The following is a 13,988-nucleotide window of genomic DNA, read 5'->3' on the forward strand; positions in this document are numbered from 1 at the left end:
GCCGCTTCATGAAGAAGCGGCTCTTTCTATTATGCTTGTGTAACTTCTTGTTCTGGTGAATGACTTTCAGGCTGCACGCGTTCTTCTTCAGGAAGGGCACGTACTTCTACTTCTTTCATTTGGTGACCGTCCATTTCTTTTGCAATAAACTCGTATCCGAAAAGTTTGAACGATTCGCTTTCCTGGATATCGATATTTTGCATTAACATCCAGCCGCCAATTGTATCGATATCGTCGTTTTCAATTTCGATATGAAGGACTTCGTTAACTTCTTCAAGCAGTACTTTTGAGTTAAAGACAAAGTGCTGATCGCTGATTTTTTGAACAAGCGGCTTTTCATCTGTATCAAACTCATCTCGAATTTCTCCAACGATTTCTTCTAAAATATCTTCAACGGTAACGATACCAGCCGTACCGCCGTACTCATCAATCAACACAGCCATATGCGTACGTTTCTTTTGCATCGAGCGCAATAGGTCTTGAATCGCTACGGTTTCAATTACTTGAATAATAGGATTCATATAAAGCTTCACGCTTTGCTTTTTTAACGCATCGTTAATTACGACATCGTTTAGAATCTCTTTGACGTTGACTAAGCCGATAATGTTATCTTTGTCTCCGTCAACGGTAACAGGGTAACGAGTGTAGCGATCTTCTACAGCAAGCTTTAAGAAATCTTCAATGCTGTCGTCTTCAGAAACAGCTGAAATTTCTGTTCTTGGTACCATGATTTCGCGAGCAACACGGTTATCGAATTCGAAAATGTTGTTCACGTACTTATATTCAGACTGGTTAATTTCCCCGCCTTTAAAACTTTCTGATAAAATAATGCGCAGCTCTTCTTCACTGTGCGCAAGTTCATGCTCTGAAGCGGGCTTTAATCCAAACATTCCAGTTAATAAACGGGCAGAACCATTTAGTAACCAAATGAAGGGGAACATAATTTTATAGAATAAAATTAACGGACGAGCAAACAATAACGTAACGGTTTCAGCTTTTTGAATCGCAAATGTTTTTGGCGCTAATTCACCAACGACTACGTGAACAAACGTTACAAGCGCAAATGCGATAATGAATGAAAGAATATGTGTTAAAGATGCAGCAACACCCATTTTTTCAAACAGGGGTTCTACAATCTTCGCAACAGTCGGTTCTCCTAACCAACCGAGTCCTAAAGCAGTAATCGTAATACCAAGCTGACACGCAGATAAATATTCATCTAAGTGTGTCGTCACGGTTTTAACCGCATTCGCTCCTTTTTTTCCTTCAGCAACAAGTTGATCTACCCGTGAACTACGAAGCTTCACAATTGCAAACTCTGAAGCAACGAAAAAAGCAGTGAGTACAATTAAAATCGCAAAAATAATTAAGTTAATGGTTATCAATGAATATACTTACTTTATAATGCTATAAAGTAAGTAAACACCTCCTGTAAATAATAAATTTACGACAGCAGCAGCAGTAAAGAGTGCAAAAGAGTGACGCTTTCTGGTGAAAGCCGATTCATCATTACTTTTCGATCTTCTTCATTAAGCTTTTCCATAAGCGGTGCAACTTCTTTTAAACTGTCGTTTAGTACGTAAAATTTGGATGCTAATTCGTCTTTGGAGTGGCTATTCTCGGATTGCTCTATAGAAAATAGAGAAGAAATCTCTTCAAGAGAACGGCCTTCGCTTTTTAATTTTTCAATTAAGTAAAGACGTTTCAGCGCTTCTTCGTTATAAAAGCGATAGTTAGAAGCAGAGCGTTCTGCTTTTAACAACCCAATGTTAGTATAATAGTCAACCGTGCGTTTCGTTACATGTGCCATCTCTGCAAGTTCTCCAATTTTGTATGTCGCAACCCCATCAGAATACCACCTCCTTTAACTATGTCAACCATCACGTGATGGTTTTTATCTACGCAACTATTTATCTTTTATCCTATCGTAATTAAGTATACGCGCGTAAGATCAAAAAGTTTCATTTTTTTATTAGCATTCAGTATATCTCAAAATAAGGTAGTTTGACAAAGATTTTATAAAAAAACTCGCTTGTATTAAGCGAGTTTTTTAGTAGGATGACGTACGATAGTGTGCATGCGTTCATACACATATTGAATACGTTCGGTATATTCTATGAACTCAGGGCTCATTGGAGATAGCTGATCAGCAATACGGTGCATAATAGCAGCTTCTTCTTTTAACGAATCTAAATTTTGAGTTCGGTCAATTCTTGCTTTAAATGTTAACGAAATCATGTTATTCACCTCGTTGTTATGTTACTTGTTATGAGGAGCTATGTCCGTGACTTTTATCACTCTCGTCAAAGGTGATAACGTAATTATTTGATGTTTGCCGGCATTTTGTGTAGGATGATTAGAAAAGGGTTTTTATGGGAGAATGAAATGAATTTAAAACGAATGCACCACGTAGCCATTATAGGAAGTAATTATGAACGTTCAAAAGCTTTTTATGTAAATGTGTTAGGATGCAAGATTATAGAAGAAACATATAGAAAAGAAAGAGATTCATATAAGCTAGATTTAGAAGTAGCTCCTGGCTATCAAATTGAGTTGTTCTCGTTTCCAAATCCGCCACGGCGTCCTTCAAGGCCTGAAGCGTGCGGCTTACGCCATTTAGCTTTTGCGGTTGAAAGCGTAGAGGATTCCAAGCGTGAACTAGAGCAGCAAGGGATTGATGTGGAATCTATTAGGGTAGATGAACTAACGGGAAAAAAATTCACATTTTTTGCTGATCCGGATGGGTTACCGCTAGAGCTTTATGAAGAGAAAGAGGGGGAATAAGGAGTATGTGCAATTATTTATTTGTATACGGAACGCTTCTTGAAGGAGAAGGTAATCACGGATTGCTGCATCATGCGCGCCCTATTGCCAAGCAGGCAAAAACGAAAGGGAAATTATATGACACAAAGCAAGGCTATCCTATGCTTGATATCGACAGTGAACATACTGTGTACGGAGAAGTATATGAAGTGACCGATCAGCTTATGTGGAAGGCTCTTGATGAATTAGAAGGGTACATTCATGAAGGTCATAAAGACAATGAATATGATAAAGTTGTGCAAACGGTTGAAACGGACCAAGGTGAATTTGAAGCCGTTGTGTATGTGGCAAGCGATCGTTCGCTGCTGCACGAATTTATCCCGAGCGGAAACTGGCGCGTGTGGAAAGAAGATTTATTAGAAGGTATGCTGTATTTTGCTTACGGTTCATGTATGGATAACGATCGTTTTATTAAGCACGGGGTAGATCAGCATTTCCAAGACTGTCTCGGCAGAGCTGTTTTCAAAGGCTATACGCTTCGATATAACCACGTTATTCATGACGGAGGACGTGCAGACATGGTTGAAGAAGGCGGAGTCGTTGAAGGCAAACTGTACCGCGTGCCGCCTGAAGCAATTACGTACCTGTATGGCAGAGAAGGCGTAGATAATAACGGCTATCGTCCTGCTATTATTTCTGTCGAGCATGAAGGTAAGATGGTGGATCATGTTCTTACTTTTTTTGTGTTAAATAAAGAAAAAGAAGTCGCACCTCCGGATCATTATTCGACTGAAATTATTCGAGGGGCAACAGGTGTACTCAGCGAAGAATATGTTCAGAAGCTAATAGAACAAGTCCATGCGCTAAAAAATAGCGATGTTGTAAATAACTAATACAAAAAGAAGCAGGGACAAAAGTAGTTTAGCTGAAGAAAGCTCCGAACGAGTAATCGTTCGGAGCTTTTTATTGTTATGGTGAACGTAGAGTTAATCTATTTAGCTGCTTCTAGCTGTTGATTGGATTGATTTTGTTATGTGTTGAATTAGCTAAAGGAAACAGAGAATTCTGTTTGAAATACACCGTCTTTTGATAAACGGTTGATGCCTAATTTTTCTTTGAAATTTCCGTTGTGATCATGCGTATCTGCAATTCCAAACCAAGGTTCGATGCAAAGAAAAGGAGCGATTGTATGATTTTCTGCATCATACTTTGACCAAATACCGACATACGGGAAATCATTAAACTGAACGTTAATTTGATTTTCATTAACCGGCGATTTAATCGTAATTCCGTCAATATGACTAAAAATTAGCGCATCATTTGCAAATAAATCTGCGCTTAGCGGCAGCTGATGCAAATTTTCTGCAGCTCCTTTTTCATGAATAAGAGCGTCTTTTAATATAAATTCCTTCGGCGTAGTTTTAGAAGGCTCTATTTCTAAAAAGTAATCAGAAATCTGCTCGTTTTCACGTAACGGAATACGAAAAGCAGGGTGGGCTCCAATTGAAAAATACATATCGTCTTTATCTTCATTCACTACTTTCCACTGAAAAGTTAATCGGTTATTTTCCAGACGGTAGCTGATTTCAACTGAACACTCAAACGGATATACGTCTTTAAAGCGGCCGTTTGTAGCAAATTGCAGCCGTGCCGTTTCGTTTGTTTGTTCGATCACGCTGAAAGCAGAATCACGTAAAAAACCGTGCTGTGGCAAAGAGTATTCGCGCTGATCAACGGTATACTGATCATTTTTTAATCGGCCTACGATTGGAAACAATACGGGGGATACTCGTCCCCAATAAGCGGGGTCTCCGCTCCACATAAACTGCAGGTCTTTTTCTTTATGAAATACTTCTACAACTTCCGCTCCTTTTTCTTCAATGGTGACTTTCAGTTCGCTATTTTCTAGTACAATCATTACAACATCTCCCAAATCATTGTTGTACGCTAGAGCTGTCTCAAACGTACTGGCTTTGCCTATATTATACCCTTCTTGGCAAAAAAGGTATTAATTTCCCTATTTTTGTTCAAATTAATATAGAAAAAGGAGGGTTCAAATATGAATCATGCAACATTATTGCTCATTAAATTTGCAGCGGCACTTATTGCGTTTGGTATAGGCCTTGATTTGTTTTTTGATGCAACCATCGGAGACATTATTTCCTTTAGCTTGCTAACGACAGTTGTGACATATTTAGTAGTGGATCGAATTGTACTGCCTCGAGTGGGCAACCGTGATGCCATTATTGTTGAATTTGTTCTAACCTATATGAGCGTATGGATTTTTGGAACATTGTTATTAGACAGCTACGTTCAAATTGCTTGGGGAAGTATTATTTCTGCAGCTATTATTACATTTGCCGAGGTTTTTGTTCACCGCTACTTATTCAACCATATTGAAACGAAACATACAGCGAGAACGCGTCCCGCTTTTAAGCGAAAACTAGCGTATGACACAGAATTTGCAGAAGAACAGCATGTAGAAAACAAGGAAAATCCAAAATAAAAAGAAAGCTCACTTTTGAGCTTTCTTTTTTATGTGTTAATGCATAAGAGTCATTTCCTTTAAAGGCCAGTATTTCATATTGACTTCTCCTATGATCGAAGAAATCGGAGTGAGGCCAAAATGTCTGCCATCTCGGCTAATGCGTCTGTTGTCACCTAGCACTAATACGTATCCATCGGGTATCGTGCCGTCTTGAGACAGTTCGTACGTGGAAAAATTTTCAGTAAATCGCTCGTAAGCGGGTACTTTGGATAAATATTTATGAAGATGCGGTTCTTTTTTGACTTTGTTATTTATATACAGAACATCATCTTTGTATTCGACCGTTTCTCCTGGTAAGCCGACGATGCGCTTTACTAGAAAATCACTGCTATAGGGAGCTTGCAAAACGACAATGTCAAAGCGCTCCAGCTTGCTGTGTTTGTTAATAATAATTCGATTGCCTTCGTGCAAAATAGGCCTCATAGAATCGCCTTTTACAGTGTAGGGCTGAAACCAATAGTGCTGAACGACAACAGAAAGCAAAACAGTGCCGAGGATGACGCTTGTGTATGTAAGAATTTCACGCTTTAGTTTTTTATTGACCATAATGGATGAACACCTTCTTAACGGTAAGACTGTCAATTTAAGTTTTTCATAGAGATATAACAGTGTTGATTGTACCATTCAGAACTAAAGTTTTCCATATCTATATCTATCTGTTTATGCGTGTATGCCAAAAATATAAAAATATGCATGAGGGAACAAAAAATGAAAAGAGCCGTTATTCTAGGGAATAACGGCTCTTTTTTATTATAAGTGAGCGCGCTCAGTTCGAGTAGCTGGTTGATTTGGTTCTTCTTCCACAACAGGCTCAACAGGCTTATGCTGCTTGATTTCTTCTTCCAGCTCAGCAATTCGCTTGTTTTTCTGCTTCACTTGTCCTCTTAGTTGAACAATTTTTACAAAGCTCAATGAAGCAGCAACAACTCCTCCAAACACGGCCGTTGTTAAGATAATTAAAATAAGAGGCCATTTTTGTGAACCAAATACATAGTTAAATTGTACAGGATCGTTGTTAATTACAGCTAAAACAGCAATGATAAGAGCAAATATAAGTCCTAAAATAAAAAAGCTCTGTCCTTTCATAAGCTGCACTTCCTTTCTTTACATGGTCATTACAACTTTTATAGCGTAACCACTCATCTTAAGTGTTTGCTATCTTGCTTATAGGTATACGTATCCACATTTAAACAAAATCAAACATTTTCTTGATTATATGTATCTTTCTTTTAAAACACAATATATCGATTGGTGTAGCAACTTTGACATGTCCAAAGACCTGGTATGTCGAATTTTTGGAATGAAGAGCTCGCGTATCCTTTTTGATTAAGCAGATTAAGCGGGGGTGAGAGACTTTCATTTAAATCATATATGTACAAAGAGGCTGTGACATAACCAAATGAATCCAACCTAAAGACGAACAAATGAGATACATGAGCTGAACCGCTTATGACACCGCAGTTGATTTCCATGCAAGACTTCGCTTTCCGCGGGCGGCCGCTGAGCCTCCTCTGTCACGCTTTTCCCGCAGGAGTCTTCGTCTTACCCTTCAATCAACTGCTAGAAGGAACGAAACAGATGAAGCAGTATTCAAGTAACAAAAAAACGAACCACTCATCAAACATGTTGATCAATGGTTCGTTTTTCACTTGGGCTAAGATACTTTTGTCCCAGCCTCACTTTTATTAAAGCGGTTATATGAACTCAAGCTGAGACCTTGGCTTAATTGCATTAAACTATTTCATTATCTATCGCCCGGAGCAGGATGATCTACACCTTTGACATGATGCCGATGCTGGTTGTCTTCACTGGTATAAAAGTCATAATAGTGAACATGCATACCGTTGCCAATGGGAATAGCGGGACCAGAGTAGGCTTTGTAATGATGTGTATGTCCGTCTTCAAAAACAACATAGCCTTCTGTATAGTGAATGTGGCTTCCATCCTCGCTTTGAATTGGAGGAGACGTTACATCGAGGCATTGATGGACATGTCCTGACGCAACAGAAGTGTAGTCTACTGAGCCATGATTATGATGAGGAACAAATCCTGAAACAAAATCGTCCTTGCCTATTTTTTTCATTTTACTTCCCCCTACAAATTCAATTTTAAAAACTGTTTAAGTAAATTCTTTAAATTGGCATTTGAATTTCTCTTTTTAGTTAAATTCAAAAATACATGCTATTGATATGAACAAAGAAAAATAAATATGACTTTTGATAATCTGGATTTATAAAATAGGTAGTCTTCCTGTGTGTTTACCGTTTCTACTTGATAACTTTCACATATATTTATTAAGAAAGGACAAGTTATGATACGAAAGGAAGTCAGCATAATGAGTTGGGAAAATAAAAAGAGTCTGTGTCAGGAGTTTGCGAGAATTCTAGGTGGACAAGGCAGTTTAGATGAAAATGGCGTTTGTTTGGTACAAAAGTTTCGGACGATTCGTTTTAAAATTTTAGGGCGTCCAACACGCTCTCCGTTAGTTACTCCTCAATTTTTCACTTTTGAAGATTTAGATAGCAAGGGAAGAGCGCTAAATCTAGGTGAAACCGTGCTTTTGCAAGAAGAGGTAAATCCATTATTAACGGAGCTTAGAAAAAGAGATATTAAGGTTACGGCCGTTCACAACCATTGGCTATTTGAAGAGCCGAGAGCAATGTATATGCATTTTGAATCCGTAGAACCACCGTTAGATTTTGCACGAAAAGTAAGAGAAGCGTTTAGAGTATTAAAAGGATAAGAATCAGTTTTTTATAGAATCAGTTTATTCTTACTTACTGCTTTTAAAATTAGATTAATAAAACTTTAAACATGTATATTATATATTGGTTTATAAACTGCGCTTGAATGAACCTATCAGGTTAACTAATTTTTGAGCAGTGAGATTATTCGAGTACTTCTATCCAAATAAAAAAAGCACGCGTTCGCCGCGTGCTTTTTTTATGTATAAACTTAAAATGCGTTTAGGGTGTTATCGCTTAACCACTGTTTGCGTTCAGCTGCATCTTCGAATAACTCATCTGCATTTGTAAATTGAGAAGCAATGACATATTCAATTGTTGCAAGAGGAGCTGTTAGCAAACGCCAGTTTAATACGATTGTATTATCTTGAGTCGTAGCGTATTCTTCACCTAACTCGTCCCACTTAACAGATTCAGGAGCATTGTCTGCTGCTTTTTTAACAGATTTCAAAGCTTCTTGGAATTTTTCACCTGCGCGGCTTTGGTACCATTCTGTTAATAGTTGTCCAATACCTTCATTTGTTTGCTGCTCGTTCCAGCTTTCAGGTACTGTAGCAATGAATTTTGCACGGAATGTCATTTCAGCCTTTACTACATCTCCACGAACGATGTTTAATCGATATTGACGTCCTAGGTAAGGGAATTTGTCTCCCTCTTCAAAAGAACCAGTTTTAGCTGCAGAAGCTGCTGCTTTAGAAGCCTCTTTTTTAGCTGTTTCTTTTTTTACTGCTTCTTTCTTTGGAGCAGCTGGCTTTTCCTCAGCTGGCTGTGAACCGTTTAGTTGTTTTAAAATCCATGTTGCTTTGCGTGCGATGATTGAACGCACATTGTTTTCATTAAGACCTCTTGGGATAATAACTTTTACCCCTTCTTTGTCACAAATTTGCACCGTGATATCGGTTCTATTTGGAACGACTTCAATTTTGTAGTCAATTGTTTGATTGCCTGTTTGATACGTATACATAAAATTTTTCGTACTCCTTTCTACAAATCTTCATTTTATAAGCAAAGGTAGAGTTTGGTCAAATGAAAGAATAATCAGACAGTTATCAACTGCTGTTGCAGCGCCTTTCAGAATGATATGTATTCCAATATTTAGTGGGAAAGCGCCAATAATAATTGCTTCAATTCTTCTTTAGTTTTTACAAAAACATATAAAAATATGCCGATACTACTAATATAGATTAGACATTCTATGTCTTTAGATGGTATAGGGAATGAAAAATAAAAAAAGCGTTTCAAAGTTTACATGTGAAATGCTATATATGATGGTCATAACACTTACTGTAATTGAAGTGACAAATTATTATCTTATTATGAAACAAGAGCAAGCAGCCTCGATTATGCTAGTGATTACATTTCTGTTTGCTTTTCTTACAACTACCGTGTTCTATTTTATCATACGTCGCTCTATAATGGCGGTTGAAAATTTAACGAAAGTAATGAAAGGGGTTTCGTAAGGGGATTTATTGATATTTGTTCAGTATAATAAACTGTAAGTATTGGTTTTTATGATAGCTTTCATAGAAAGAGATAATGAAAATTGACACGTTATAAAAGCAGTTGTATAGTGAGTACGCAAGGCGGCAGTCTGTCTTTTTTAATTCTTAGTAAACTTATAAGTTAAATAAAATATTTATACATAAGGAGACGAAGGGATGAAAAATGAATTCCGTTTGGCAACAAATGACGACGCAGATAACTTATTGAACTTAACTCTACAAGCATATAAGCCTATTCAAGAGATAGGCATTCCTTTCTTAGCAGCTACTGCTGATCTTGCCCTCGTTAAGAAAAATATTTCTCAAAACCTTTGCTATGCTATGTATATGAAGAAGAGAAAAGAATCGCTGCAACTGTGTCTATACGAATGCCTTGGGGAGAACATCCAGGTCCGTTTGCTGTTCCGCATCTTTGGTGGTTTGCAGTAGACCCGTCGTTTGCCAGGAAAGGCATTGGATCTAAGCTGCTGCATCTAGTAGAGGAAGAGATAATAAAAAATATGTTTAAATCACCAGGTATGTCTTTAGGAACAGCAAAAGAACATCCTTGGTTAGTTGAGATGTATGAACGAAAAGGATATGTTCAAGCTAAAGAAAAGCACCTTGCAGAAGGTTATACGACTGTATTTCTTTATAAAAAATTTAATAAGGTACACTCTTTGTCGTAAAAGATAGAGAAGTTCTCCAAATTAAGAAATGTGAAAGAGTGATAAATGTGACAGATCAATTACTACTAAATACGCTAATAGACATACGCCGTGAGCTGCACCGGTTTCCAGAGCTTTCAATGAAAGAATATGAAACAACTAAACGTATTAAAAAGTGGTTAAAGCACTATGATATTTCTATAGCTGATGCATTCCAATTAGACGTAGGAGCAGTAGCGGAAATTGTGGGAGGAAAGCCGGGACCTACTATCGCAATTCGAGCTGATATTGATGCGCTGCCAATTGAAGAAAAAACCAATCTGCCATTTGCATCTGAAGTAAACGGAGTTATGCACGCATGCGGTCATGATTTTCATACAGCTTCTATAATCGGAGCAGCCACTCTTCTTAAAGAGCGTCAGCAGGAGCTTTGCGGTACGGTACGGTTTATCTTTCAACCGGGTGAAGAAACGGCTTCAGGGGCAAAAATGCTAGTTGAAAAAGGTGTGCTCGAAGGAGTAGAAGCGATATTTGGGATGCATAACAAACCGGATCTTCCTGTAGGAACCATTGGTATCAAATCGGGACCTTTAATGGCAAGCGTTGATCGTTTTGAAATTGACATCAAAGGAGTAGGAGGTCACGCGGGCATCCCTGAAAAAACAGTAGATCCGATTGCTGCTGCTGGTCAAATTGTTACTAGTTTACAAACCATTGTCAGCCGTAATCTCAGCCCCTTTCAAAATGTTGTTGTCAGCATAACTCAAATCCATGGAGGGAGCTCGTGGAACGTCATTCCTGACAAAGTAACGCTTGAAGGAACGGTGCGTACCTTTCAAGAAGAAGCTAGAGAAAAAATACCGGGTCTTATGAAACGAACTGCTGAAGGGATTGGAGCAGCTTTCGGGGCTTCAGTAGACGTTAAATGGTATCCATATCTTCCTGTAGTAAACAATGATGATACGCTGGAAAAACTGGCTATTAACGCTGCAGAGAATCTTAGTTATCAAGTCGTAGAAGCTGAACAATCGCCTGGAGGAGAAGACTTTGCCGTATATCAGCAGCATGTACCAGGATTTTTTGTATGGATGGGTACAGCTGGAGAATATGAATGGCACCATCCTTCTTTTTCATTAAATGAAGAGGCATTGCTTGTAGCAGCTTCTTATTTTGCTAATCTAAGCTTTCATTTTTTGAATTCATTCCATTACCGAAAAAATTAAAATATTTTTATTTTTCTATTTACGGGGATGGAATTGTTTGATAAAATAAATTTTAAATTAAAAAGTTATCACGAGTGGACGAGAGATCTGGCTCTTTGACTCCACAGCAACCTACGAATGTAAGGTGCTCCTACCAGCAAAGCATGTGCTTTGGGTGATAAAACGGGTGAAAAACTCATTTTGCATCAAAGCAAAATGAGTTTTTTTTATTTTTCTAAAAGGAGAGGGTTTTATGAGTCATACAGCAGTTGCAGCACATACAGGAGAGAAAGCATTAAAGGAAGCAGTGAAATTATTAGGAAAGCATTATCAAGTAGCTTATCGTGAGTTAGAAACATTTTATGAAATTGTGGTCGAAAACCATGTTCGTACATATGCTGTAGGCATAGATATTAAAGATATACAAAAAGCAAATGAACTAGAAATTTATTCATCATGCTGTTCCAAGCTTGAGCGAGTAGGCTGTCTTTTATAGAAGAAGTCTGCTCGCGCCTCTATTTTTTAAGTGTTTTTAAATAGAAAGCATGGTTTTTGACAAGCAAAGAATCTGGTGGGTATAATCAATACTCAATAGGTTTTAAAATTAATCATAAATTGTCGAAATTTTTACACAAATTAAAGGTTACATTCGAAATGAATTGTGGTATGTTATAAAACAAGAATATTTTATGAAAGGAGCATTGAAATGGAAATGTCTCTTGAACACGGAAACGATGCAGGAAGCGAACAGCTTATTGATCGTATCCTAGACTTTTTAGAAGATGACCAAAAGTAAAAAAAGAGTGTGCGGTGCTATCCCTAGCCGCGCACTCTTTTTTTATCATGTGCGTAAAGGCAGCGCCATACTATGATACATAGGGATAGAATGAAAGGGTCTCTGTCAAAGGGATTGACGAATGGTTTTGTTTGATAGAAAATTTAGAAAAAGGAAAGAGATGAAGGGTATGTCGAACAAAACATCTTTGTATCAAACAAAAGCACAGTTAAAAAAACTTGTAAGCGAATTGGTTTCTATACCTAGCGTGACAGGAACGATGGCAGAAGTGGAAATGGCTGAATCGATAGCGTCGTATTTATTGAAGCTGCCTTACTTTCAAAAAAACGAGCAAGTCGAGCTTCATTCAACAGGAGACGGGCGATCGATTGTCACAGCTTTTGTTCAAGGGGAAATTACGAATAAAACAGTTGTACTAGTAAGTCATTACGATGTAGTGGATGTACAAGATTATGGACAGTGGAAAAAGGATGCTTTTCACGCTGATACATTAACGAGTACTTTTTATAACCATATGGAACAAGTTCCGGCGCACGTACAAAAAGATATGATAAAAGGAGACTGGCTTTTTGGCCGAGGAACGATGGACATGAAAGCAGGCATTGCCTTGCATATCAGTATGGTTGAACGAGCATGCAACGGAGAGTTTGACGGAAACATCCTGCTGCTGTCAGTGCCGGATGAAGAAGTAAATTCGCTTGGGATGAGAAAAGCAGTGCCTGTTCTTTTAGAACTTGCCCGCAAACATCAGCTGGATTTTTCTCTCATGCTAAATGCAGAACCGGTGTTCAGCCGCTATCCTGGAGATCAAACGAACTATGTGTACTCAGGATCGATTGGAAAAATCATGCCAAGCTTTTTGTGTTATGGAAAAGAAACTCATGTAGGGGAACCGCTAGCTGGTTTAAATGCTAATTTACTAGCTTCTTATTTAACAAAAGAAATAGAATTAAACGTTGATTTTTGCGAAAAAGTAAGAGATGAAACGAGTCCACCTCCTACGGTGCTGATACAAAAAGATTTAAAAGAAGAGTATTCAGTTCAAGTTCCGCACTCTGCCGTTGTATTATTTAATTTATTTATGTTAAATCGCTCTCTTAAAGAAGTAACAGATCTGCTGTTGAAATCGGCTGACAAAGCGGCTTTGAATGTAAAAAAACATTATAATAAAGCCGCTAGGCAGTACGCTGAGGGAATGGAGGGTTCATCTCGTGACGTGAACGTATGGACGTATGAAGAACTTTATACTCATGCAGTCAAACAGCACGGCGAAAAATATGTGCACGAAATGGAAGCAGCACTTTTGGCACAAGAGGAGGATGACAGAAATAAAACCATTAAATTAGTAAACTCTTTAGCTAGTTTATGTAAAGAAGCAGCTCCGATGATGGTCTTATTTTTTACGCCGCCTTTTTATCCGGCCGTTTGTTCACATGATGATCCATTTGTACAAGAGATTTTGTCAAACGTACAGGCAACTGCCAAAGAGCAATTCCAATTGGAGCTAGTTGAACAAAGTTATTTTGGCGGAATTTCGGATTTAAGCTATGCCAGCCTGCAGCATCCGCTTCATACATTTAACACGTTAGTAGCCAATATGCCCCTATGGAATAAAGGGTATCATATCCCGCTAGAAGAGCTAGAGGAGCTGAAGATGCCGGTGCTGAACATTGGACCGCTAGGAAGAGATGCGCATCAATGGACCGAAAGATTAGACGTTCAGTATTCCTTTGAAATTTTGCCTCATTTCATTTATCAAGCTATAAAAGAAGCACACAAATAAACA

The 13,988-nt window shown here is 38.1% G+C and carries 16 protein-coding genes, 1 pseudogene and 1 riboswitch; of the genes and pseudogenes, 9 read left to right on the top strand and 8 right to left on the bottom strand.

Annotated features, from left to right (window positions below; all coding sequences use genetic code 11):
- Window positions 1-29: 29 nt before the first annotated feature.
- From AC0C45_RS09435 to AC0C45_RS09445, 3 genes are all read right to left on the bottom strand, one after another.
- A complete protein-coding gene (locus tag AC0C45_RS09435; protein ID WP_013082163.1) occupies window positions 30-1,385 on the bottom strand; it encodes a hemolysin family protein in 1,356 nt (451 codons plus the stop codon).
- A gap of 59 nt (window positions 1,386-1,444) precedes the next feature.
- Window positions 1,445-1,810: a MerR family transcriptional regulator gene (locus tag AC0C45_RS09440; protein WP_013055894.1), complete on the bottom strand. Its 366-nt coding sequence runs from the start codon at window positions 1,808-1,810 to the stop codon at window positions 1,445-1,447.
- A 227-nt stretch (window positions 1,811-2,037) separates the two neighbouring features.
- Window positions 2,038-2,238, bottom strand: a complete 201-nt coding sequence (locus tag AC0C45_RS09445) for a hypothetical protein (protein WP_171777557.1) — start codon at window positions 2,236-2,238, stop codon at window positions 2,038-2,040.
- Between the two features lie 147 nt (window positions 2,239-2,385).
- Here AC0C45_RS09445 and gloA2 point away from each other — a divergent pair, with 147 nt between their 5' ends.
- Window positions 2,386-2,784: an SMU1112c/YaeR family gloxylase I-like metalloprotein gene (gloA2, locus tag AC0C45_RS09450; RefSeq protein ID WP_016763335.1), complete on the top strand. Its 399-nt coding sequence runs from the start codon at window positions 2,386-2,388 to the stop codon at window positions 2,782-2,784.
- Window positions 2,785-2,789: 5 nt separating this feature from the next.
- Complete coding sequence (locus AC0C45_RS09455; RefSeq protein ID WP_047931193.1) at window positions 2,790-3,656, top strand: gamma-glutamylcyclotransferase family protein; 867 nt, start codon at window positions 2,790-2,792, stop codon at window positions 3,654-3,656.
- Between the two features lie 149 nt (window positions 3,657-3,805).
- On the opposite strand, the gene AC0C45_RS09460 is transcribed toward AC0C45_RS09455, so the two are convergent.
- Window positions 3,806-4,681 (bottom strand): aldose 1-epimerase family protein, encoded by an 876-nt coding sequence (locus AC0C45_RS09460; RefSeq protein ID WP_257063071.1) that lies wholly within the window; start codon window positions 4,679-4,681, stop codon window positions 3,806-3,808.
- Between the two features lie 141 nt (window positions 4,682-4,822).
- Here AC0C45_RS09460 and AC0C45_RS09465 point away from each other — a divergent pair, with 141 nt between their 5' ends.
- Window positions 4,823-5,269 carry a YndM family protein gene (locus tag AC0C45_RS09465; RefSeq protein WP_016763336.1) on the top strand — a complete coding sequence of 149 codons (447 nt, stop codon included), beginning with the start codon at window positions 4,823-4,825 and terminating at the stop codon, window positions 5,267-5,269.
- A gap of 36 nt (window positions 5,270-5,305) precedes the next feature.
- On the opposite strand, the gene lepB is transcribed toward AC0C45_RS09465, so the two are convergent.
- From lepB to AC0C45_RS09480, 3 genes are all read right to left on the bottom strand, one after another.
- Complete coding sequence (gene lepB, locus AC0C45_RS09470) at window positions 5,306-5,857, bottom strand: signal peptidase I (protein ID WP_257063072.1); 552 nt, start codon at window positions 5,855-5,857, stop codon at window positions 5,306-5,308.
- 204 nt (window positions 5,858-6,061) lie between these two features.
- Window positions 6,062-6,397 (bottom strand): LapA family protein, encoded by a 336-nt coding sequence (locus AC0C45_RS09475; protein ID WP_016763338.1) that lies wholly within the window; start codon window positions 6,395-6,397, stop codon window positions 6,062-6,064.
- A 658-nt stretch (window positions 6,398-7,055) separates the two neighbouring features.
- A complete protein-coding gene (locus AC0C45_RS09480; protein WP_016763339.1) occupies window positions 7,056-7,394 on the bottom strand; it encodes a YmaF family protein in 339 nt (112 codons plus the stop codon).
- A gap of 252 nt (window positions 7,395-7,646) precedes the next feature.
- On the opposite strand from AC0C45_RS09480, the gene AC0C45_RS09485 reads away from it, so the two are divergent.
- A complete protein-coding gene (locus tag AC0C45_RS09485; RefSeq protein WP_016763340.1) occupies window positions 7,647-8,054 on the top strand; it encodes a DUF1259 domain-containing protein in 408 nt (135 codons plus the stop codon).
- 212 nt (window positions 8,055-8,266) lie between these two features.
- Here the strand turns inward: AC0C45_RS09485 and AC0C45_RS09490 are convergent, their stop codons facing one another.
- Window positions 8,267-9,019 (bottom strand): M48 family metallopeptidase, encoded by a 753-nt coding sequence (locus AC0C45_RS09490; RefSeq protein ID WP_257063073.1) that lies wholly within the window; start codon window positions 9,017-9,019, stop codon window positions 8,267-8,269.
- 301 nt (window positions 9,020-9,320) lie between these two features.
- Between AC0C45_RS09490 and AC0C45_RS09495 the strand changes: the two genes are divergently transcribed.
- From AC0C45_RS09495 to AC0C45_RS09515, 5 genes and pseudogenes are all read left to right on the top strand, one after another.
- Window positions 9,321-9,515: a hypothetical protein gene (locus AC0C45_RS09495; RefSeq protein ID WP_228459472.1), complete on the top strand. Its 195-nt coding sequence runs from the start codon at window positions 9,321-9,323 to the stop codon at window positions 9,513-9,515.
- Between the two features lie 198 nt (window positions 9,516-9,713).
- Window positions 9,714-10,225 (top strand): annotated as a pseudogene (locus AC0C45_RS09500) (GNAT family N-acetyltransferase).
- Window positions 10,226-10,272: 47 nt separating this feature from the next.
- Complete coding sequence (locus AC0C45_RS09505; RefSeq protein WP_237893674.1) at window positions 10,273-11,427, top strand: amidohydrolase; 1,155 nt, start codon at window positions 10,273-10,275, stop codon at window positions 11,425-11,427.
- Window positions 11,428-11,489: 62 nt separating this feature from the next.
- A riboswitch (SAM riboswitch) is annotated at window positions 11,490-11,591 on the top strand.
- Between the two features lie 68 nt (window positions 11,592-11,659).
- A complete protein-coding gene (locus AC0C45_RS09510) occupies window positions 11,660-11,902 on the top strand; it encodes a hypothetical protein (RefSeq protein ID WP_013082177.1) in 243 nt (80 codons plus the stop codon).
- Between the two features lie 469 nt (window positions 11,903-12,371).
- The gene (locus AC0C45_RS09515) at window positions 12,372-13,985 is read left to right on the top strand and encodes a M20/M25/M40 family metallo-hydrolase (protein ID WP_472928108.1); all 1,614 of its coding nucleotides are present in this window, start codon (window positions 12,372-12,374) and stop codon (window positions 13,983-13,985) included.
- The last annotated feature ends 3 nt before the right edge of the window (window positions 13,986-13,988 follow it).

The organism is Priestia sp. VA7, from assembly GCF_055710015.1.